General features: G+C 46.7%; 17 protein-coding genes. 12 read left to right on the top strand and 5 right to left on the bottom strand.

The genetic code is table 11. The features are described 5' to 3' along the window. The first annotated feature begins 3 nt into the window (after window positions 1-3). On the top strand, window positions 4-2,253 hold the full coding sequence (locus tag ACQY6I_RS20195; RefSeq protein ID WP_428243318.1) for a glycoside hydrolase family 2 protein: 2,250 nt from the start codon (window positions 4-6) through the stop codon (window positions 2,251-2,253). 93 nt (window positions 2,254-2,346) lie between these two features. On the opposite strand, the gene ACQY6I_RS20190 is transcribed toward ACQY6I_RS20195, so the two are convergent. Together ACQY6I_RS20190 and ACQY6I_RS20185 are read right to left on the bottom strand one after the other, a co-directional pair. After that, on the bottom strand, window positions 2,347-4,089 hold the full coding sequence (locus ACQY6I_RS20190) for a sensor histidine kinase (RefSeq protein WP_428243317.1): 1,743 nt from the start codon (window positions 4,087-4,089) through the stop codon (window positions 2,347-2,349). Then, window positions 4,086-4,736: a DUF6901 family protein gene (locus tag ACQY6I_RS20185; RefSeq protein ID WP_428243316.1), complete on the bottom strand. Its 651-nt coding sequence runs from the start codon at window positions 4,734-4,736 to the stop codon at window positions 4,086-4,088. The genes ACQY6I_RS20190 and ACQY6I_RS20185 overlap by 4 nt, the downstream gene beginning before the upstream one ends. A 68-nt stretch (window positions 4,737-4,804) precedes the next feature. Between ACQY6I_RS20185 and ACQY6I_RS20180 the strand changes: the two genes are divergently transcribed. Genes ACQY6I_RS20180 through ACQY6I_RS20165 form a run of 4 tightly spaced genes read left to right on the top strand, consistent with a single transcriptional unit; the run spans window position 4,805 to window position 8,051 of the window. Beyond that, complete coding sequence (locus ACQY6I_RS20180; protein WP_428243315.1) at window positions 4,805-5,602, top strand: response regulator; 798 nt, start codon at window positions 4,805-4,807, stop codon at window positions 5,600-5,602. Beyond that, window positions 5,592-5,882, top strand: a complete 291-nt coding sequence (locus tag ACQY6I_RS20175) for a hypothetical protein (protein WP_428243314.1) — start codon at window positions 5,592-5,594, stop codon at window positions 5,880-5,882. Before ACQY6I_RS20180 ends, ACQY6I_RS20175 begins: the two co-directional genes overlap by 11 nt. Then, on the top strand, window positions 5,875-6,696 hold the full coding sequence (locus tag ACQY6I_RS20170) for an HDOD domain-containing protein (protein WP_428243313.1): 822 nt from the start codon (window positions 5,875-5,877) through the stop codon (window positions 6,694-6,696). The genes ACQY6I_RS20175 and ACQY6I_RS20170 overlap by 8 nt, the downstream gene beginning before the upstream one ends. Continuing rightward, entirely contained in the window at window positions 6,693-8,051 is a 1,359-nt protein-coding gene (locus ACQY6I_RS20165; RefSeq protein WP_428243312.1) for an HD domain-containing phosphohydrolase, read from the top strand. Before ACQY6I_RS20170 ends, ACQY6I_RS20165 begins: the two co-directional genes overlap by 4 nt. A 26-nt stretch (window positions 8,052-8,077) precedes the next feature. On the opposite strand, the gene ACQY6I_RS20160 is transcribed toward ACQY6I_RS20165, so the two are convergent. After that, complete coding sequence (locus ACQY6I_RS20160) at window positions 8,078-8,719, bottom strand: TetR/AcrR family transcriptional regulator (RefSeq protein WP_428243311.1); 642 nt, start codon at window positions 8,717-8,719, stop codon at window positions 8,078-8,080. A gap of 165 nt (window positions 8,720-8,884) precedes the next feature. Between ACQY6I_RS20160 and ACQY6I_RS20155 the strand changes: the two genes are divergently transcribed. From ACQY6I_RS20155 to ACQY6I_RS20145, 3 genes are all read left to right on the top strand, one after another. Next, the gene (locus ACQY6I_RS20155; RefSeq protein ID WP_428243310.1) at window positions 8,885-10,078 is read left to right on the top strand and encodes an HlyD family secretion protein; all 1,194 of its coding nucleotides are present in this window, start codon (window positions 8,885-8,887) and stop codon (window positions 10,076-10,078) included. A gap of 2 nt (window positions 10,079-10,080) precedes the next feature. Further along, on the top strand, window positions 10,081-11,658 hold the full coding sequence (locus tag ACQY6I_RS20150) for a DHA2 family efflux MFS transporter permease subunit (protein WP_428243309.1): 1,578 nt from the start codon (window positions 10,081-10,083) through the stop codon (window positions 11,656-11,658). A 350-nt stretch (window positions 11,659-12,008) separates the two neighbouring features. Further along, complete coding sequence (locus ACQY6I_RS20145) at window positions 12,009-13,553, top strand: hypothetical protein (protein ID WP_428243308.1); 1,545 nt, start codon at window positions 12,009-12,011, stop codon at window positions 13,551-13,553. A 332-nt stretch (window positions 13,554-13,885) separates the two neighbouring features. Here the strand turns inward: ACQY6I_RS20145 and ACQY6I_RS20140 are convergent, their stop codons facing one another. After that, window positions 13,886-15,559 (bottom strand): glutamine--tRNA ligase/YqeY domain fusion protein, encoded by a 1,674-nt coding sequence (locus ACQY6I_RS20140; RefSeq protein WP_428243307.1) that lies wholly within the window; start codon window positions 15,557-15,559, stop codon window positions 13,886-13,888. Window positions 15,560-16,051: 492 nt separating this feature from the next. Between ACQY6I_RS20140 and ACQY6I_RS20135 the strand changes: the two genes are divergently transcribed. The 4 genes from ACQY6I_RS20135 to ACQY6I_RS20120 all read left to right on the top strand — a co-directional run bounded on the left by ACQY6I_RS20135 (window position 16,052) and on the right by ACQY6I_RS20120 (window position 21,147). Further along, the gene (locus tag ACQY6I_RS20135; protein WP_428243306.1) at window positions 16,052-17,761 is read left to right on the top strand and encodes a DUF4153 domain-containing protein; all 1,710 of its coding nucleotides are present in this window, start codon (window positions 16,052-16,054) and stop codon (window positions 17,759-17,761) included. A gap of 631 nt (window positions 17,762-18,392) precedes the next feature. Continuing rightward, window positions 18,393-19,925, top strand: a complete 1,533-nt coding sequence (locus ACQY6I_RS20130) for a cellulase family glycosylhydrolase (RefSeq protein WP_428243305.1) — start codon at window positions 18,393-18,395, stop codon at window positions 19,923-19,925. A gap of 237 nt (window positions 19,926-20,162) precedes the next feature. Beyond that, window positions 20,163-20,699, top strand: a complete 537-nt coding sequence (locus tag ACQY6I_RS20125) for a TIGR00730 family Rossman fold protein (RefSeq protein WP_428243304.1) — start codon at window positions 20,163-20,165, stop codon at window positions 20,697-20,699. 4 nt (window positions 20,700-20,703) lie between these two features. Further along, on the top strand, window positions 20,704-21,147 hold the full coding sequence (locus ACQY6I_RS20120) for an N-acetyltransferase family protein (protein WP_428243303.1): 444 nt from the start codon (window positions 20,704-20,706) through the stop codon (window positions 21,145-21,147). On the opposite strand, the gene thrS is transcribed toward ACQY6I_RS20120, so the two are convergent. Further along, on the bottom strand, window positions 21,134-22,342 hold the full coding sequence (thrS, locus tag ACQY6I_RS20115; protein WP_428243302.1) for a threonine--tRNA ligase: 1,209 nt from the start codon (window positions 22,340-22,342) through the stop codon (window positions 21,134-21,136). The genes ACQY6I_RS20120 and thrS overlap by 14 nt on opposite strands. Window positions 22,343-22,500 lie beyond the last annotated feature (158 nt).

The following is a 22,500-nucleotide window of genomic DNA, read 5'->3' as shown; positions in this document are numbered from 1 at the left end:
ATTATGAGAACAGAAATATTATTGAATAAAGACTGGTGTTTTAAAGCGGGTTTTGAGCTGTCTGATACCACTGCCGAAAATTTTGCAGACTATCAGAACGTTTTGCTGCCACATACGGTAGAAGAATTACCGTTCAACTATTTTGATGAAAAATGTTATCAGCGACAGTACACCTATCAATTACAGTTGACGCCTGAGTTATTGCAGTCAGTGACCGGCAAGCGTCAAGCGTATTTGCTGTTTGAAGGTGTGATGGCCTATTGTCAGGTCTATCTGAATGGACAACTGCTGCAAGAACATAAAGGTGGTTATACTCCCTTTGAAGTGCATCTTGGCAAAGCTCTGAAAAATGGGCAGAACAATTTGTTGACGGTCATGGTAGATGCCAGTGAACGTGCGGATATTCCCCCGTTTGGCGGGCAGATAGATTATCTGACCTATGGTGGTATCTACCGTGATGTACGCCTTCTGGTGACGGATGAAGTATCCATCGCCAATCTGAAAATTGAAACCCAGGATACTCTGGCAGAGAAAAAATCCGTTACAGTCGATTGTTTCTTCCGTAACCCTGGTAACTATAATGGTGCAATTGAAGTCAAGGTGAATCTGAAGAATCTTTCCGGGGAAGTCCTGGCGAGTAACTTGGGCAAGTGCTATATGCTGGATGGCTCCCCGGTCAGAGTAAGCTTGAACGAGCTGGAAAACATGCAACTGTGGGAGCCCGGTAACCCGGCTTTGTATCAGATCGAATGCGAACTGAGCAGTGATGCCGGTAATGATTGCTGGCAGCAGAACTTCGGTTTCAGAACTGCAGAGTTCACGCCGGAGGGCTTCTTACTAAACAACAAGCCACTGAAAATCCGTGGTATCAATCGCCATCAGTCATGGCCTTATGTGGGTTATGCCATGGGGCAGAGGGCGCAGGAAAAAGACGCCGAGATAATTAAATATGATCTCGGGTTTGATCTGGTGCGCACTTCTCACTATCCGCAGTCAAAGTATTTTCTGGATCACTGTGATCGTATTGGTCTTCTGGTGTTTGAAGAAATTCCCGGTTGGCAGCATCTGGGAGAAGGTGAGTGGAAGGATCTGGTGTGTCAGGATGTCTCCGACATGATCCGGCGCGACTGGAACCATCCATCCATTATCATGTGGGGTGTTCGGGTCAATGAAAGTCAGGACGATGATACGCTGTATACCCGCACCAATGCCATTGCCCATGAGCTGGATACAACCCGTCAGACCGGTGGGGTGCGTTTCATTACCGAAAGCAACCTGTTGGAAGACGTATACACCATGAATGATTTCATTCATGAGGGTAAGGATGAAATCCTGCGGGATCAGCAGGAGGTGACTGGTCTGGATCATAAGGTTCCGTATATCGTGACCGAATTTAACGGTCACATGTTTCCGACCAAGCGTTTTGATCAGGAAGAAAGACAGCACGAACACACCATGCGTCATTTGCGCATTATGAACCGCATGTATGGCGATTCCGGAATCAGTGGTTGTATCGGCTGGTGTTTCTTCGATTACAACACCCACAAGGATTTTGGCTCTGGTGATCGCATCTGTTATCACGGAATTACGGATATGTTCCGTATTGAAAAATTTGCAGCTTACGCGTACGCCAGTCAGATGGACCCAACCGTCAAACCTGTATTACAGGCAGCCACCTTTTGGAGCCGTGGCGAGCGTTCCATTGGTGGTGTCATGCCTTTGCTGGTGCTGACCAACTGCGACTATATTGAATTTCAGTATGGTGATTGTGATGTCCGCCGTATTTATCCTGATCGTGAAACTTTCGAGCATCTGCCGCATGCGCCAGTGATCATTGATGAACGTAGTGTCACGCCAAGCGAATTGGGATCATGGGGATTGGAATGGTCAGAAGTTGTAATGGCTGGTTATGTGGATGGCGAGAAGGTCATTGAACGCCGTTATGCCTGTGATCCGGTACCACACACACTTTCGGTTCAGGCAGATCACCAGCAATTATCTGCGGGTGTAAAAGATGCTACCCGTATCGTGATCAAAGGCCTGGATCAGGCAGGTAACCCGATGGCATTCTGGAATCCCGTTGTGGAATTGAGCCTGAAAGGTCCTGGGCGGATTCTCGGCCCTTCTAAAGTGGCATTGTCAGGTGGTGCTATTGCCACCTATGTTGAAACCAAGTTAGAGGCGGGAATGTTGGAGTTGACTGTTTCCTGTGAAGGCATGGAAACACAGACGATCAATATTGAAGTGCTTTAACTGCCGATATTAAATCCGATACAGCAGCCTGTCACTAACAGCCAGGCTGCTTTTCGCCACTTTCATTGTCCTGATAATAAACATAATGAGCTGCTAGGCTGCGTGAACATCTTCACTAGTGCCTTCATTTTTGTTCTCTTCTGATTTCGGGAAAATAACGGTAAAACGGGTCCATTGCCCAACTTCACTTTCGCAGATGATATCACCAAAGTGTTTGTTGACGACGATGTCATAAGAAATGTTTAACCCCAATCCGGTACCTTTGCCGGCCTCTTTTGTGGTGAAAAATGGCTCGAATACCTTGGAAATATTTTCGCTTGGAATCCCCTTACCATTATCTTCCACTGCCACCAATATGGCGTTGTCCTGGTCCCATGACTGAATGCGGATTAGACCGTGTTTTCCTTTATCTTTAATCGCATGTGCGGCATTTACCAGCAGGTTGGTCATTACCTGGCTAAGTTGTCCGAAGTGACCTGAAATCATTCCCTTGGCATTGAGTTCCAGTTTGACATCACAGTTATATTTAATTTCGTTATGGACCAATCGCAAAGTGCTGTGTATGACATCATTAATTACCAGCAGTTCCTTGTCTTCAGCATTTTGGTCGGTACGGGCATAATTCTTCAGGTTATTGACGATTTCCCTGACCCGCTGTCCTCCTTCGGCACAGTCACCCAAAAGGTCTGACGAATCGCTGAGTAGATATTCGATGTCTGCTTTGGCTTTCAGTTGGTTGATGTTCTCTCGCAGGGTTTCCAGGTCGATGGCTTCATTGATTTCAATTTCAATGTTACTGAGATAATTTTTCAGTTCCGCCATGTATTCCATCATTGTGTGTATGTTACTGGTGACATAGCCAATGGGATTGTTGATTTCGTGAGCGACACCCGCTGCCATTTGGCCGATAGAGGCCATTTTTTCCTGCTGCACCATTTTTGACTGGGCTTCTTTCATCGACTCGATGGATTCTTTTAGTGCAAGATTACTTTTCTGCAGCGCAGTCGTACGGCTGATGATTTCTGTTTCCAGGTCTTCATTTAGCCGGGTGATCCGTTGTTGAATGATCATCAATCGTTTCAGAGCAAGATCCACCGTGCGCAGAAATATAATCTGTACGCTGGCGATGCGACCGAGCTCATTTTTCATGCCGGTTTTTTGCTTGAGCAGCTGAATGGGGCGTTTGAAATGAATATGTTTGAGACGGTTGTAGTCCACGTCGGTGTTGCTTAGCAGTTGGGCGATCAGACGAATATCAGAATCCGCTGCTTCAAAGCCCGAAGTAATCTGGTTGATCGGCGTTGATATTGTGTTTCGAAGCCACAACGTCAATGCCAGTATTTCCAACGCGATAATTAATACCGTGGTGATTAATGTCGTAATGACGACGGAGTGGATTTCCCTGATTAATGCATGGTTGTGGAAACCGATATATATTTTAATATTCGGAAAAGTCCTGCTGTCGACCTCTACCTGATAAAAAGCATCCGGGTGTGGTGGTAAAGACGTAATCTCTGAATGTAGGACGGCTTTACTCATTGCGTTTGAACGATATCCCGTAAGTTGATTGTTTTGATCGACGAAAGCGATGTACGCCAGGGAATTGCTTAGGTCAAAATAAAAATCCAATATTTCCAGATAAGGACTGTGCATCGTTTGCGGTACAGCACTAAAGTCAAAGTTCTGTACGTGACTAACAAGACTGTCGCACAGTATCAGAAAGTTTTCTTCTGCGTGTCTTTTAGAAATGATTGTCGTAACCACACTGGAAACCAGTATCACTGCAATGGACAGCATGATCATGAAACCGGTCAACTGGTGGCTGATTTTTCTCATAATTCAAACAGTTCCTTTATATCTTCAAACTTGTCTTCGATGTTGGCACCCACATTTTTAGCGATCAGGTCCAGATGGACCAGCGCATTTATGCTGGCATCTTCTTCGCACGCAAGCTGTAAGCGGCGGGCGATATATATGTTCACAATATGAAGGTTTTTATAGTTTTGGTGCAAACTTTCCAGATTGTTGACCGAAATATAATCCTGTTGAATGTAGTGACTGATGTAGTGGTTACCCAAAACCCGGATCAGTTGCTCTATGTTGGATGCCAGAGGTAAGTGATGTTTGGCGACTGGGCGAAGAAAACGAGTATAGGGGCATTCACCAGATGCCATGATCAGGCCGATTAGCGAACTCAGAGCCCTTTGAAAACTGCATTGGTGAGAAATAGTACGATGTTCTGTTGTGACTTCCAGATCAACCAGGTCATAGGAGATCTTGTCTTTAAAGCATTCCACAACTGCTGCCAGATCCACTGCGATCGGACAATATTCCTCATTAATTGGACAATGAGGACACTTATGGGTCTCAAGGCGGATCCACTCATTTGCAGTAGAAACCGGCAGACTCCCTTTTCTGGCGGGGTCAATGCGGTACTCGGCAATTAACGTATCGTTGTAGGAAAATTTGTAACAAATTGTCATCGTAAAAACGGTATTTGAGAAAAACTCTATACTCAAGATAGTCTAAAAAAATTAAGAGTGATATATGGATGGCTCGAACAATTCTGGTCGTTGATGATGAAACCAACATTAGAAAAAGTATTCAGCGTGTTTTTCGCTCTGGACAATACGAAGTATTGACTGCTGGTGACGGTTTTGAAGCACTGGATGTCATGAATCAGAAGGACGTCGGTGTCATATTGTCTGACCATCGGATGCCGAATATGGATGGTACTGAGCTGTTTACTCAGATCAAAGAGCTTTATCCAAAGACAGTACGCATCATGTTGACTGGATACAATGATGTTGACAATTTGACCCATGCTATTAATAACGGTGGTATCTATAAATTTTTAACTAAACCCTGGGAAGATCGTGAGTTGATAGAGGCCGTCGAAGCCGCGTTTGAGATTTATGAAATGGAGACTCGAAACGATGAGCTTTCCAAGCGCCTTAAGCATATCAATGAGCAATTGGAAAAAAGTGTTGCCCAGCAATCCAGAGTTCTGAAAATGAACATCAAGACCTTGCAGACCTCACAGGACATAATCGACTCATTACCAATGTCTATAGTTTGCTTCGGTGATGACGGTATCGTTGTAGAGGCAAATAAGCAGGCCTGTTCTTTTTTTGCTCAGGGACATGCCTTGGTCGGAATGCCGTTTGCTCAGGTATTGCCCAAAGAAATTACCAGTGTGATATCGAGTCATCCCGGGCCGGATGATTTTAGAGAGATTGTTATTTCCGGACCCCAAACCCTGGTATATGCGATTAGTAATTTTGAAAGTAACTCCGGAGCTTCCGGTTTTATTTTTATCGGTTATGAGAAACATCAGGATGAAGATTAATATTGCTGATGCAAAGGTTGGTATGGTATTGGCGAACGATATCGTCAGTAACAATGTTCGTATTCTAAAAAAAGGAGCGGAGCTAAGTGATAAGGTTATCCAGGCACTGCTCAATCGCAATATTTTGACTGTTGATATTGTGGATGAAAGCAGCTCACAGCAAATGCACGATGAGTTGCAGAGGGAAATAAATCAGCGTTTCCAGCGTTATGAACATAACTCTGCGATGATGAAGTTAAAAAATATAATAATCAGCGCGGTAGGGGAAACTTATGGATAGTACGGAGCTCGCTGTAACCCTGCATGAGAAACTTCATGCGATGAAGCCTTTCAGTAGTGCTGCCTTGAGAGCTATGGATGAGCTGGACAGTAACACCCCTTCTGTGGAAAAGGTGGCAGAACATATTGCACAGGATGTCAGTCTCACAGTACTGGCGCTGAAAATAGCGAATTCATCGTTTTATGGATTTTATCGTGAGGTTTCAAACCTCAAAGAAGTTGTCATGATATTGGGTTTGAGCACCCTGAAAAACATAATCATCACGGCATCATTAGTGAAGGGGTTAGCATTTGGACCCAATGAGGAAATTCGCACCCGTATTTGGCGGCACTCGCTCATGGTTGCCTGCATTTGTCGCTACATCGCAACCTATATACATGAGGATACCGATCAATTTTATTTGAATGCATTCCTGCACGACCTGGGACACCTGGTATTAAATGAAGTTTATCCAGTCAAGCTGGCCGCTATTCTGGACCACGAAGATCCTGGCAGTATGCGGGAGCAGCTTGTTGATGGTCTCAGTAATGTCGAGGTTGCGATTATGGCCTGTAAAGTCTGGGCGCTGCCCACGGATATAGAACAACACATGTTTGATGTACGAAAGCCCAAGCTGGCGAATAACCACTATAAACATGCCATAGTGGTTGCCCATACGCTGGCAACTGGCTTGGGTTACGGTATTACCCGGTGCGATTTCGTATCTGAGACCATTCAACACAATCTGGATGGGTTAAAGATTTCAGCTGAGGATCTTGAGAGGATATTGATCGATTCAATCAGGGATTATCAATCTATCGAGCAAGTTATATGAATGTCGATACCAATACTTCTGATTATGAACCGCTGCTCACGGAAAATGCAGAACTGAATGTTCTGTTCGTCGATGATGAGCCCCAGATCCTGAGTTCGCTCAGACGGTTGTTTCGTCGGGAAACTTACGCGCTGTTTTTTGCCAGCAGTGGTGCAGAAGCTCTTGAAATCATGCAACAGCAAGAGATAGATGTCATCGTGTCTGACATGAGAATGCCCAATATGGACGGTGCTGAATTTTTGTCTGCGGCACGCGAAATGCAGCCGGATACCATGCGTATTCTATTGTCTGGTCAGTCAGATTTTCAGTCGATCATTAAAGCGCTCAATAATGGTGGGATCAGTCGTTTTGTTTCCAAACCATGGGATGATGATGGTCTAAAAAATATTGTCTATGACGCATTACGATTGAAGCGTCTGCAGATCGAAAAGCTTAGGTTATTGGAAATCACCCGGAACCAGAACGAAATGCTGTTCCAGATGAACCATTCGCTGGAAGAGAAAGTTAAGGCCCGAACTTCAGAGTTGCAGCAGACAGCGGATATGCTCGATGAGTCATACCGGGAATTGAAGGAGAGTTATAAAAACTTTGTTAAGTTGTTTAGTAATATCATTAATCAGAACCCTGGCACGAAAGAGGGTTTTTCTCAGAAGGTTGCTGAATTGTCTGAAATTCTCGCAGATTCAATGGATTTGCCGGAAAGCGAAATAGAAATTATTGAGCAGGCTGGTCACTTGCACGAACTGGGAAAACTGGTACTGCCTTACCATTGTCTCGATAAACCTTATACAGAACTCAATCAAAAAGAACGTTATGAATTTTCACGCTATCCAATATACGGACATGCCGCATTAATTTCGGTTGATTACCTGGGTGATCAGGCCAATATTATTCTGCATCATCGTGAGACTTGGAATGGTAAAGGTTATCCCGACAAACTTGTGGGGGAACAAATTCCAATTGGCAGTCGTATTCTGGCAGTGGCAGCAGATTTTTTCATGCTGACTGAAGGATTGATGGTTAAGCGTTTGGTCAGCGAGAAAGATGCGATAGATCGCATCCATAAATTATCTGGTATTAACTATGACCCCAATGTCGTGTTATTGCTGGAAGAAGCCATTCAGCGGGTTAGTCATCGCGCTGCCGCGAATGAAATACGCATGGTTCTGGCTGACTTGAAAGAAGGGATGGTGCTGTCTCGTGAAGTACGCAGCAGTCGTGGGATTGTACTCATTACCCGGGGGTCCACTCTGAGTGCGCGGATGATACAAAAACTGCGGGCCATGAAGTCCAGTGATCAAACGCTGGAGAGTTTTTATGTTATTGCCAACAACAAAGCGGCCAACAGTTTTTAGGGTATTTCCTGATTGAGTCGCAATGGTTAGCTTCCCTTGCCGTAACCGGCTATAAACAGTCTGACTGCGCTGCGGACGACTCTTTGAATTTCATCGATCTCAGGCTCACAACTTGCCTGGCAAAACAATTGTTTTTTGATTAAGCCACCATAGGCAAGGTCCATAAACTGTTGGGATGCCAGCTCACAGTCGTCGATATCCAGTAACCCGGCGCTGGTTTGAGTTTGCAGATATTCCTTCAGAACGAGCCGACTGGTCATTGGCATACAGGACAAAAAATTCCCGGAGGGTTCAGGAATACGATCAATAACCCCAAGCAGAATACGCATGAGTCTGATATAGCTGTTCTTCGTCAGCAGCTTGGCGACGGTCTCACCATATTGCTGAAGAGTTTCTGCGATCGGCGTATTGAATTTCAGAGAAAGGCGGGTGGCGGCCAACATCTTTTCCCGCTCCAACTCCACCAGTGCAGAAAATAAATCCTCTTTATTCTGAAAATAAACATAGATCGTGCCTTTAGACACTCCGGCTTCCCGGGTGATGTCGTTCATGCTGGCTGCATCATAGCCCATTCTCATAAAGACCTGCCTGGCGCCATCCATAATCTGCATCCGCTTTATGGGGTCTTCTCCGGCGGCCTTCCGGGTATGTTTTTCTGCTTTATTCATAACAAAACTAATTTATTTGGTTTTAGTGACAGCTATTGTAGATGAATTTCAAAAAATTCGAACCACTTGGTTCGATTAATACTTGATCTCAGACAAAAATACCACTAATTTATCGAACCGAACCGTATGGTTCGATAAATTATGATTGTTGCTGGGTGGCGGGTGATGACAGTACTGAAAAATGTAAAATCGGATCAGGACATACGATTCAAAAGTACGGATAAGGCTTTGGAAGAGAAATCTTCTGAGCAAGAGGAGCAGGTGGAGACAAGAGCGATGCCGGAACAGAAGCGTGCAGGCAAACGCAAACACAATGTTGTCATGCCGTTGATAATGTTGCTGGTTCTAGGAGCAGGTGGTTGGTATGGATACCAGTGGTGGACAGAAGGTCGTTTTATGGTTTCCACAGATGATGCCTATATTGAAGGTGACATTGCTATCATCTCACCTAAGGTGACTGGTTATGTTGATGAGGTCAATGTGAAAGCCAATCAGCGGGTTAAGGCCGGGGATGTACTCGTAACTTTGGATAACGGTGATTACCGGATTGCTGCTGAACAGACCGATGCCAGTATCAACAGCCAGAATCTGGCGATAAAAAGCATTGATGCCCGGATCGTAGGGGCTAATGCAAGTCTGGAGCAGGCCAAGGCTGCCAAACTGGCATTGCAGGCCAAGGTACATATTGCCGAATTAACGGTGCAGCGGGCTTCCCGGTTGCAGGAACAAGCCTATTCCACACAATCCTCTTTGGATTCTGCTAATGCCAGCCTGGATGAAGTCAAAGCTGAGCTAGTGGGTGCCGATGCCAATATTGAGGCTGCGCGAGCCAATATCTCTGTGCTGACTGCTCAACGTAATGAGGCTGTGGCGGCTTTGAAATCTCTGCAGTTAAGCAAAGAGCAGGCGGAACGTAACCTGGCATTTACCGTGTTGAAGGCTCCTTATGACGGAACGATCGGCAATCTGTCGGTGCAGAAAGGGGATTTGGTTTCGGCTGGAGCCAGTCTGGCCTCTTTAGTACCTGCCAATGATCTGTATATTGAAGCCAATTTCAAAGAAACTCAGATTGATCAAATCTCCCCAGGTGAAAAAGTCAAAATTCATGTGGACGCATTTGGTTCTATGGACATTGAAGGCCGTGTGGAATCGTTATCCCCTGCATCTGGTTCGGTGTTTTCTGTTCTGCCGGCTGAAAATGCGACAGGGAACTTTACCAAAGTGGTACAGCGTATTCCCGTGCGTATTGGCATTCCCAGATCAGAGTTGGATAAAGGGTATCTGCGGGCTGGTCTGAGTGTGGTGGTGGATATCGATACCCGGACCGCAACTATGACTTCACTGGTCAATGTTGACTGATCATGGCTTCCACTACAGTCACAGTCAGTACACACCCTCCTGGTGAAGAACCGGTTTCCATGAGAACCATCATCGCCTTCACGGTGATGGTGTTTGGTATGTTTATGGCGATTCTCGACATTCAGGTCGTGTCGGCATCCTTATCCGAAATTCGAGCGGGGCTGGCAGCCGGTGCCGACGAAATTTCCTGGGTTCAAACTTCGTATTTGATTGCAGAAGTCGTCATGGTGCCGTTATCGGGTACGTTGGCGCGGGTTTTATCGACCCGGGTTCTGTTTACCGTATCCGCAGCCGGTTTCACACTATCAAGCGCGTTGTGTGCAACGGCAACCTCTATTGATCAGATGATTATTTACCGGGCATTTCAGGGGTTTATCGGCGGCGGTATGATTCCTTCTGTATTTGCAGCTGCGTTTACAATTTTCCCCCGTTCTCACCGCAATACTGTATCTGCCATTGTTGGTCTGATTGCGACCTTGGCGCCAACGATTGGTCCTACGGTCGGTGGTTATATCAGTCATATGATGAGCTGGCACTGGTTATTTCTCATTAATGTGTTTCCCGGAATCCTGGTGACGTTACTGGCCTGGCAGTACATTGATTTCGACAAGCCTGATTTCAGGTTAATGAAGAAATTTGATTGGTGGGGTTTGCTGTTCATGGCCGTTTTCCTGGGTTGTCTCGAATATGTGCTGGAAGAAGGAAACGGTAAGGACTGGTTTGAGGACCCGGAAATTCTCATGCTAACTGCCATTATGGCACTGGGTGGAATCGCCTTTTTTATCAGAGTGTTCAGAGCGGAGTTTCCAGTTGTGGATTTGCGGGCGTATACCAATTCCAATTTCGCTGTGGGGTCACTGTTTACCTTTATGGTGGGGATAGCATTATACGGGTTAACCTATTTGTACCCATTGTATCTGGCAAGAATTCAGGGATATGACGCTCTGCGAATTGGCGAGACCATGTTTATTTCCGGTCTGAGCATGTTTTTGATGGCACCGATTGCCGGTCGTTTGGCGGGTGTCGTTGATCTCCGGGTTATGATGGGAATCGGTTTTGCCCTGTTTGCTGTCAGTACCTATATGATCTCCGGTATCACCGCCGATTGGGGATATGATGAACTGGTTGTACCGCAGATTCTGCGCGGTATATCGCTGATGATGTGCATGGTGCCCATTAATAATATTGCATTGGGAACCCTGCCGCCGGAGCGAATCAATAATGCCTCGGGCCTGTTTAATCTGATGCGGAACCTTGGAGGTGCGGTCGGTCTTGCCATTATCAATACCGTTCTAACCCAGCGGACAGATTTTCATTACTCTCGTCTCAGCGAGTCGATTGATTGGGGAAATCATTCCGTACAAAGGTGGTTGGGTGCTGTTGGCCATAATTATGACGCTCACGGACTGGACGGTTCGCTGGCTTCGCTCAAACAATTGGCAGGGATGGTTACACAGCAGTCGTGGTTGATGGCTTTTGCAGATGTGTTTACGCTGCTGGCCTGCGGTTTCATTCTGTTGATGATTCTGACCGCATTCCTAAAAAAACCCGCAGCAGCAGGCGTGAAGGGCGGTCATTAATTCGCCGCAGTTTGGTACTTGATTGTCCAGCAGCCATTATGGCCTGACAACGAAGGAGCCTTTGAAAAATAGGCCATTTTTCAAAGGTTTCCTAAAAGGTTTTTGCTGATTTTTTTTGGTTGTCAGGCTAATTTCTAAGTCAGTTATTTTCATTTGTTCATTCGCCCAATGGTTTGGGTGCCTGAACGACAAATGGGAGTTTGTTCAAAATCCTGCCTTTTTAAATGTGTGAGAAATCACAATCACCAGATTCTTCACTGCTTAAAAATATTTTTAGTGTTATCAATATTTGTTAAAGCTTCAGACAAAGCTGATACACAAGAATTCCAGCAGAGGGCATTTCAATGATCATGAACAAGTCTTTCCAGTTAGGCGGATGGTTGCTGACTGGTATGGGAATGATCTTTTTAGGTAGTGAAACAGCAGCAGCCTCCCTCGAAGGTTATGCCAGTATGAATGGTGGTACCACCGGTGGAGAGGGCGGTGAAATTGTTCATGTGACCAGTGGTGCAGGCATTCATGAAGCCATGTGTAATCGCGCTGCCGATGATACCCCTCTGGTCATTTATGTCAGTGGTATGATCAGTCATGATAATACAGCAAAATTCAGTGGCAGCTGCGATACCACCGATAGTTCAATCCAGTTTAAACGGGTCAGTAATATTTCGCTGATCGGCGAAGGGGATGGGGCAATATTTGATGAGATTGGTATTCATATTCGGGAGTCCTCGAATATTGTCATTAGAAACATTCATATTCGCAATGTGAAAAAATCAGGCTCGCCGATTTCCAATGGTGGGGACGCCATTGGTCTGGAAAAAGATGTTCATAATGTCTGGATTGATCACTGTGAGCTGGAGGCTTCCGGTGGTGAAAAAGATGGTTACGATTCGCTGATCGATATGAAAGCCGGTGTTCAGTATGTCACCGTTTCTTATAATTACCTGCATCACTCCGGTCGAGGTGGATTGGTTGGATCAAGTGATAATGACAATGAGAATAACTACATCACTTTCCATCATAACTGGTATAAGACAGTGGATTCCCGCATGCCATTATTGCGTTATGCCACCGCCCATTCCTACAACAATTATTATCTGCATGTTTCCAAATCGGCCATGAATCCCCGCATAGGTGGTCGAATAAAAGCTGAAAATAACTATTTCGAAGATGTGAAGAACCCGATAGGTACTTTCTATACGACAGATATGGGATTCTGGGATGTCAGTGGAAATATATTCGACAAGGTAACCTGGAGTGCATCTGAGCGGGAATTTCCTGCAGGTCCGAATGTCGTTTCTACCACAACGATTGAGATCCCGTATCCATATACGTTGGATGCGACGAGTTGTGTCAGAGACATTGTCACCACTCTGGCTGGAGATAACAGCAATCTGGCGGTCTCAACCGGTGACTGTCAGGTGGATCCCGGTGATGGTAACCCTGATGGCGGTGCGGTGAGCCCGTCGATTGCATTAACTGCCAGACTGAATGATAACAATGAGGTGCAGCTAAACTGGGATATTAGCGATGCCAGTGTGGCTGGCTTGCAGCTTTATCGGGACGTCGATTCAAATCCCGGTGGCCGGCAGCGACTTGCTTTGCTGTCGGCAGACAGTCGCAGTTATATCGATACAACGGTCAATCCGGACATGACTTACTATTACTGGGTTAAGGTCAGCCAGGCAGAGCTGTCCGATTTTAATTCTGAGGCTGCCAGTGTCACGATTCCTGTCATAACAGATGATTCTGCTAACAATCATAATGATGACAACGATAGCGGCGGCACTGATAGCACAACAGATAGTGTTTCTGTAAAAATCAATGGATCAGGTGCATTTGGTGGGCTGAGCCTGCTGCTGGTGCTCGCGATTTTCAGACGAACAGGTCGTTAACTGTTTTCCCTTTACCCGGCGAAATTCTGCCGGGAATATTGACTGATTCCCCCTGGAATGTCATATCTCAACGGCTCTGCGAGGAGCCTCTTTTTTTGACTGCCGGCGGATTCATTGATGAACTCCTGGTTCTCCTCACAATAACCGACCGGACGTGTTTCCAGCATTGTATCTTTTCAGAGAAGCAACGATGAGCCATGTGGTGTGTAGTGAGTTAATGGTTCCGCTGGAATACAGCCTGATGGCAAAGTGAAATGCTGAAGAGTGTTTATGGCGGGAGAACACAGTTCCGTCGTTATTGTTGACGGAACTGTACTTTGTCGAAGGAAAGGTCAGGAAGCTTTGCGTTCCCAAACGTCTTTCAGACCAATTGTCTTGTTCAACACCAACTGCTCCGAACTGGAATCGTATTGATCAATACAGAAATAGCCTTCACGTTCAAACTGGAAGCTGCTTTCTGGTGGTAATACTTCCAGGCCGGGTTCAACCCAGCAGTTTTCCAGAATCTCCAGAGAATGAGGGTTCAGGTGTTGCATGAAGTCGTCATTGCCCCGATCCGGTGTCTCGTGGTTGAACAGCCGGTCGTACACGCGTACGGTCGCTTTAACACCTTTGCTGGCTGATACCCAGTGAATCACGCCTCGAGGCTTGATGCCCTCTGGTGGATTGGCGCCGACGGTGCCCTCTACCACGCTTGCGCGCAATTCAATAATTTCCCCCTGATCGTCTTTGATCACTTCTTCTGCTTTGATCACGTAAGCACTACGCAGTCTGACGTAATCACCCATGACCAGACGCTTGAATTTCTTACGTGAAAGCGAAGTGTCTTCGCTGAAATCTGCACGGTCGATGTATATTTCATGAGTAAACGGCAACGAGCGGCTTCCCATTTCCTCTTTGTTCGGATGTACCGGTGCGGTCACCATTTCCAGGTGATCTTCGGCAATGTTGGTAAACACCACTTTCAGTGGATTTAGGACACACATGGCCCGTGGGGCATGTTCGTTCAGCTCTTCACGAATGGCGAAATCCAGCATGCCAAGATCGACCACACCGTCACTACGGTTGGTGCCGACCATATCGCAGAAATTACGCAGAGCGGCAGCCGGAATACCACGTCTGCGCATGCCGCTAATGGTTGGCATCCGTGGATCATTCCAGCCAGATACTACGTTTTCATCAACCAGCCGCTTGAGTTTACGCTTGCTGGTGACGGTATAGTTGACGTTTAAACGGGCAAACTCATACTGCTGGGGTTTGCAGGGGACAGGCAGTTTGTCGAGGAACCATTCATACAACGGGCGATGATCTTCAAATTCCAGAGTACAGATGGAATGCGTGACGCCTTCAAGGGCATCGGACTGACCATGGGTGAAATCGTAACTGGGATAAATACACCACTTATCACCCGTCTGGTGATGGACCACTTTACGGATCCGGTACAGCACCGGGTCGCGCAGGTTCATGTTGGGGGAGGCCATATCGATTTTGGCCCGTAGAGAACAACGACCTTCATCAAAATCGCCACGACGCATTTGTTCGAACAGTTCAAGGTTCTCTTCTACGCTGCGGTCACGAAATGGACTGTTTTTCCCAGGTTCGGTCAACGTGCCCCGATATTCACGGGCCTGTTCAGGTGTCAGTTCACATACATAAGCATCGCCATTACGAATCAGATGCAGGGCGTACTCATATAAAGCATCGAAATAGGAAGAGGAATACCTGACTTCACCCGCCCACTGGAAGCCCAGCCATTTAATGTCCGCCTGGATGGAGTCGATATATTCCTGGCTTTCTTTTTCTGGGTTGGTGTCATCAAAGCGCAGATTGCACTCACCGTTATACTGCTGTGCCAGGCCAAAATTCAGACAGATGGATTTGGCGTGGCCGATGTGCAGATAGCCGTTTGGCTCGGGGGGGAAGCGGGTAACAATATGGTTGTGTTTACCGTTCGCCATATCTGCATCAATGATATTGGTTAAAAAATTTGCAGGCTTGTCGCTCATAATCGGTGTGGGATTCCTGAATGGTCATTAAAAAGTAGCGAAGCTACCAGGCCGTTGGATTATATCTTGCTGCATCATAAAGTTAAGAGGCCTCTGAAAAATAGGAATAGTTTTGATGCCGGCGAGGAAGCAACACCGCAATTTACGAGTGTTAATGAGGATGTGAGATGGGGCTGACAACGTCCTGCGCGAAAATAGGCCATTTTTCAGAGGTTCCTTAAGTAGATGCTCGCGTTGTTTGCAGCCGTAGAGGGTAACATGGAGCGCGATTCCCATGAAAATAGCTATGCATTCTGTGAATAATGATCAGCGTTGCCCAAGCAGTGTTAAACATCTGATCTCTATGGATTGGGTACAGACTTTTGCCTTGTCCTGGCTTCTGCACCGATCTTATTCAAATATTCCTCTGGTCGTTCTCAACCATATACCCGAACATCGCGTCTATTTGCAGTTAATCAGGAAAAAACCATTGATAAGGACTTTGAGATCGATATGAATATAGTCACTATTCCACGGCGAACGATTTTGCTGGCCGGATTGCTCCAGGGGTTGGCTCTTGGGGCGTTGGGGGTGCAATTGGATGCGCAGCTGTGGCCTTTCGAACAACCGGTTTGGCTGTTTCTTCTATATAGCCTCACACTTACCATTCCTTGTATGTTGCAGTTGGGTCTGCGAACCGATAATCGTCGGCGGATGTACATCGGCCTGGCCATAGTGACAGTCTTGCTGGCCAGTCTGGCGACCTATATTGGTCTGCAATTGTTGCCCGTTGATCAGTTGTACGATCATTACATTAAATTTAACTTCATCTGCAGTATCACCATTTTGTGTTTTGTCGGTCAGAGCTATTTACAACGCTGGGCTGACAGACAGTCAAATTGCTATGCACCGTTGTTTCACTCCGTCTGGCGTAACCTCTTCATTCTGTTATTGAGTATGTTCTTTACTCTGATTGTCTGGGCATTGATGATGTTGTGGGCGGAGTTGTTCAAGCTGATCGGTATCGATTTCTTCAGTGAACTGTTCGACCGTATATGGTTTTACTATCCGGTTCTAGCACTGGCATTCGCGGGTGGCATTATTCTGTTTCGGTCACTGGAATCGTTGTTGGATACCTTGGTGTCTTTGTTGCGGGTTTTCAGTCAGTGGTTGTTGCCATTGCTGGTGATCATGGCTGTGCTGTTCCTACTGGCCTTGCCGTTTACCGGATTACAGGCGTTGTGGAATACCGGTAAAGGTACGGTGATGGTTCTATCTCTGCAGGGGTGTCTGCTGTTTTTCTTGAACGCAGTCTATCAGTGTGGAGATCGCCGGATTTATGGTCTCTGGTTGCATCGGATAATTTATGCGGCTTGTCTGTTGCTACCGGTCTTCTCCCTGATTGCCGCATATGGTTTGTATCTCCGTATTCAGCAATACGGGGTTACAGTTGAGCGTGGCTGGGCGCTTGTGATCTGGGCGTTTCTGGCAAGCCTGGTGCTGTCTTATAGTTGGCATATTCTGCGTCGGTGGGATGCCTGGCCGACGGAAATTGGACGTACCAATAACGCTGCGGGGATCATGCTGATTGTCTCGCTGGTCCTGTTAAATTCACCCTTGATCGATTTACGTAAAATAAGTGCGGCTGATCAAATTTCCCGATATGAAGAAAATCATGATGTGAGTGCGATTGACCCATGGTATTTATTTTACCATTTGGGACTGCCCGGTTTTCTCGCTGCTGAGCAACTGAAACAACAGTATAGTGATGATGATGCTTTGCTGTTGGCATTGGCAGACAGCCAATATCATAGGCGTGACAGAGAGGTCGATGAAGGCTTGTTACTGCAGTCGTTTGAACGACAGTTGTCTGTATATCCACCGCAAGCAGAGCTTCCAGAGGGGCTTCTGGAGGCTCTTTATAACGATCGCGAGGAGTGGCGCGGCAATCGGCAAATCGACTGGCACCTGTTTATGATTGATCTGAATAATGATCAACAGGCTGATCCGGTTTTTATCGAGGATAAGGGATCATGGGCCAGTGCGTCGTTGTGGCAGCAACGCGGTATTCAGTGGGAATCCAGAAGGCTGCATATTGAAGGGGACTGGAGCCTGAAAACGCTGCAAGAGCGTATGAATAATGCTGATCCGCAAGTGATATCGCCCGCATGGGAGAACTTGAAAATCGACGACATGGTGATCTGGCTGCAGGGTGAATTTTAAGCAGACTGTTTTCCTGCCGGCCTGATGATCAAAGGCCGTTTTGGTCATCAGGTCATACATCTTCAATCGCATGCATCGGTTTGCCGATCGATGCTATTTCTCTTTTTTCATAATTTTCAGGTTTTTTGCTTCGAAAACATCGGGTATACGGTACATGTCTTTATCGAAATTTGCTCCTGACATGGTCTGTTAACTGTGTCCTGCCGCGAACTCAATCACAGATTTAAGGGCGATTATAAAAAAATAAACGTATCGTTTTTGCCTTAAAAACAAAAAAATCTTTTATTTCATTAACTTATAAACAATGTTGTCTATAAACCCGTAATACAAAATAGTGTGTTGATGACGAGCCTGATCATGATATCAAACGGGTTTTCATTCATTAGTATGAAGCTATGTCAGGCAACGTTGTGATCACGTATCGTTTATCGCCATAAAAAATAGTCGATACGGCAGCAGAAAAATTTTCTGATTTTATAAAACGCTACCAACCGGATTTGTTGTGTCTGTATATCTATTGCCGGTCAACGATGCGCCTCTGTTCTAGAGCTGCGATAAGTATCTTTAACGGCATTGCGGCTATATCGGGTTTCAGATTTTGTTAGTCATAATATTCCAAAGGATAATCACTATGTTTTCCCATAAACTCAAAACATCCCTGAGAGCTCTGAAGGCTGGTGGGATGCTTGTGGCAGCATCGTTGCTGTCATATCAGGTTCAGGCTGTGCAGTGTGAATACAAAGTCATCAATGACTGGGGGTCAGGATTCACCAGCGCCATTGAACTTACCAATGACGGCACGACGGCTATCACCAGTTGGGAGGTTGAATGGAGCTATTCCGCCGCGACCACTATCGTCAACTCCTGGAATGTCAATTTATCAGGCAGTAATCCTTATACCGCCAATAGTCTCGAATGGAATGCCACAATACAGCCCGGTCAATCGACAGAATTCGGTTTTCAAGGCAACGGTGATAATGCCATGGGAACCATCACCAGCTGCGTCGTTGCGGGAGGTGACAACGGAGGCGATAACGGCGGTGACAATGGCGGAGACAACGGAGGCGATAACGGCGGAGACAACGGAGGTGATAACGGCGGTGACAATGGCGGAGATAACGGCTCTGGTAATGAACCATCCGCTGTGGAACTGACCGACATGATGGGAGTTGGTTGGAATGCCGGTAACTCACTGGATGCGACGGGTGGCGAAACCAACTGGGGTAATCCTCTGCTGAACCAGCAATTGTTCAACTCTGTTAAAGCGGCAGGGTTCGATACTGTGCGTCTGCCGGTGGCCTGGAGCAAGTTCTCTAATGCATCCAACTTTACCATTACTGATGCCTGGATGGATCGGGTGGAGGAAGTGGTTAATTATGCGCTGAATGCTGACCTGTATGTCATCATGAATATTCATTGGGACGGCGGCTGGATGCAACCGACGTATGATCAGCAGGATTATGTAAACAACCGCTTGGCGATTATGTGGAAACAGATTGCCACTCACTTCCGCGACTACGATCATCGTTTACTGTTTGCGGGTACCAATGAAGTCATGGTTGAAGGCGATTATACGACTCCAACTTACGAGTATTACACCGTACAAAACAGCTTTAACCAGACATTTATAACCACCGTGCGTGAAACAGGTGGCAAGAATGCTGACCGTTACCTGGTGGTACAGGGCTTCAATACCAATATTGATCATACCGTGAACTTTGCTCAGATCCCGACTGATACTGTCGCGGAGAGAATGTTGATGGAAGTGCATTACTACGATCCCTATAACTTCACTTTGAATGAGAACAGCAATATTACCCAATGGGGAGCGTTGGCCACTGACCCGAACGTGACTGAAACCTGGGCCAATGAATCCTATGTGGACAGCCAGTTCCAGAAAATGAAGTCTCATTTCGTGGATCGTGGTATTGGTGTCATATTGGGTGAATATGGTGTGATTTCCAGACCTGCGGTGAGTGGTCACGAGCGCTACCGGGTTTATTGGAATGAATATATCTCCAAATCCGCAGTCGAGCACGACATGGTGCCTGTCTACTGGGACAATGGTTATGCCAATGCCTATGGCTTTAGTATTTTCGATCGTCATACCGGTGCGCAGATTAATCCGGAAATCGTGGATGCCATTGTCGGGGCTCTGGAATAACGTGCATTTGAATGAATAACGGCCTGGTAACATCCCGTGCAGATAGATTTGTACGGGATCTCTTCTCTCCGGGCCCACTCCTGCTCTAACTCTCGCGATTGCTTCTCGCAATCGCTCTGAAGTCAGGTTCGGCAGCAATTATTGCCGTGTAATCATGACTTCCTTCTTCCGTTCGTATTTTCGTTAAATGGAAATATGTTACTCTGAATGGAACATTCAGCATTGGACAGATTAGCTATGAAACTGGCGGTGTATTGTGGTTCCAAACCCGGTAAAGACCCTCGTTATGCCCAGGCAGCCAAGGCCTTGGGGCAAAGTATGGTTGAACATCACTGGGACCTGGTGTTCGGTGGTGGTCATTCGGGTCTGATGGGGATTGTTGCGGATGCCGTTCTGGCCCATGGCGGCAGAGCGTACGGAGTCATTCCCGAAGCATTGGTAGACCGGGAAATGGCCCACATGGGACTGACCGAATTGCATACCGTGAAAGACATGCATGAACGAAAAATGCAGATGATGAATATGGCCGATGCGTTCGTGGCTCTGCCCGGTGGACCCGGTACCATGGAAGAGCTGTTTGAGGTGTGGACCTGGCACATGCTGAACTATCATCAAAAACCCTGTTTTTTATTGAATCTGTTTGGTTACTACGACGCTTTTATCTCGCTGCTCGATAATATGATCAGTCACGAATTTGCCTGGCCTGAAGTAACCCGTTCACTTGTGGTGCTCAACAGTGTTGAAGAACTGATGCAGCGTCTGAGGCGTCACTAAGATTATGAAAGTGCGGCCGGTTGACGTGCGTGATGCAGAGCAATGGTGTCGTTTGCGCGAGCAGCTTTGGCCGGATATCGAGGCCGACTTTGCAGCGGAGATATCGCAGTATTTTTCAGGCAGCCCTTTGCACCTTACCACCGTGTTGGTGTTGGAACGGAGTAATGGACAACTCGGTGGCATGATCGAACTGAATATCCGCGCTTATGCTGAAGGCAGTACCCATAATCGGGTACCCTACGTCGAAGGTTGGTATATCGATAGCGATATGCGTGGCCAGGGATATGGCCGGATGTTGATGGCCGCAGCGGAAGAATGGGCCCGTCAGCAGGGGTTTACCGAGCTGGCCAGTGATGCTGAGGTGACCAATCACCACAGCATACAGGCCCATAAAACGATGGGCTTTCGAGAAACCGGTCGTATTGTTTGCTTACTCAAACCTCTGTGACAGGTTGATGGATCTGTTGCTGGACAAACGATACCAGTTCATCACGGTTCAGTGTTTTCATGGCCTCTTTTGAACCTCTCAGCCGTATTTGCACAGTCTGCTGTTTGGCTTCCTGCTCACCAACAATGATCATGATGGGAACATGGTACTGATAAAATCGCCTGATTTTTCGCGAGACGCTGCCTGAACCGACATCAACACGAGAGGCGATTCCAGCTGAATGTAACTGCTGTTGAAGTGATTGCACATAATCACGGCTGGCTTCAGTGACTGCGGCAACGGCAACCGGCAGCGGGTGAATCCAGGCTGGAAGTATGCCCTGATAACTTTCCAGCAGAATACCTATCCATCGTTCGATAGAACCATACATGGCCTGATGCAGAATCACCGGCCGGATAAATTCATTCTGTTCATTGACATACGACAGATCAAACCGCTGTGGCAGGTTGAAATCACATTGAATTGTGCCGCATTGCCATTCGCGTCCCATACTGTCGTGCAGACTGATTTCAATTTTGGGGCCATAAAAAGCGCCTTCGCCGACCTGCCATTCAAACCCATGACCGGCATGCTGGCAGGCTATAGCCAGCAGTTGTTCCGCGCGTTGCCAATCTTCGTCCGAGCCGAAGGCATTCTCCGGTTGAGTCGATATTTTAATTTGAAACTCACGGTAACCAAACAACCGATAAACCTGCTGCGCCCGTTCAAGAAAGGCAATGATCTCGGCCTCGGCCTGCTGCCAGTCACAAAAAACATGGGCATCATCCTGAGTGAACTGGCGCAAGCGCAGACAGCCATTGAGTGCCCCGGAAGGTTCATTGCGATGCACCAGGCCAAACTCAAACAACTTTATTGGTAACTCCCGGTAACTGTGAACGCCTCGCTGAAAATACAGGATATGTGCCGGGCAGGACATGGGCTTTAGTGCATAGTCATTCGGCATATCCGCGTCTCCGCCAATAAACATATTGTCGGCGAACTTCTCCAGATGGCCGGATATCTGCCATAGCTCTTTTTTCATGAACTGTGGAGTCCGTATCTCGCTGAAATGATTAGCGAGATAAACAGAGCGCATGTGGTTTTCAATATTCTGAAATAACCGCCAGCCGTCAGGGTGCCAGAACATCATGCCCGGTGCCTGGGGTTCTGAGTGGAACAGATCGAGTTTTTCGCCGATTTCGCGATGGGATTTCATACTTGCCTCCAGTGGTTTTCAAACTCTGAACACAAAACCGAAGGCATAAAAAAACTCCCTGGCTTGCGCTCAGAGAGTTTTTTAAAATCAATACACCTTACCCCCCAAGCAACTCCGTGGTTGAGGTGGTGGTGGTTGATGAAATGTTAAATAAGATA

The organism is Gynuella sp. (genome assembly GCF_050297175.1).
GTDB lineage: Bacteria > Pseudomonadota > Gammaproteobacteria > Pseudomonadales > Natronospirillaceae > Gynuella.
Note: the sequence above shows the minus strand (reverse complement) of the source record. Positions and strands in the feature narration are given on the sequence as shown.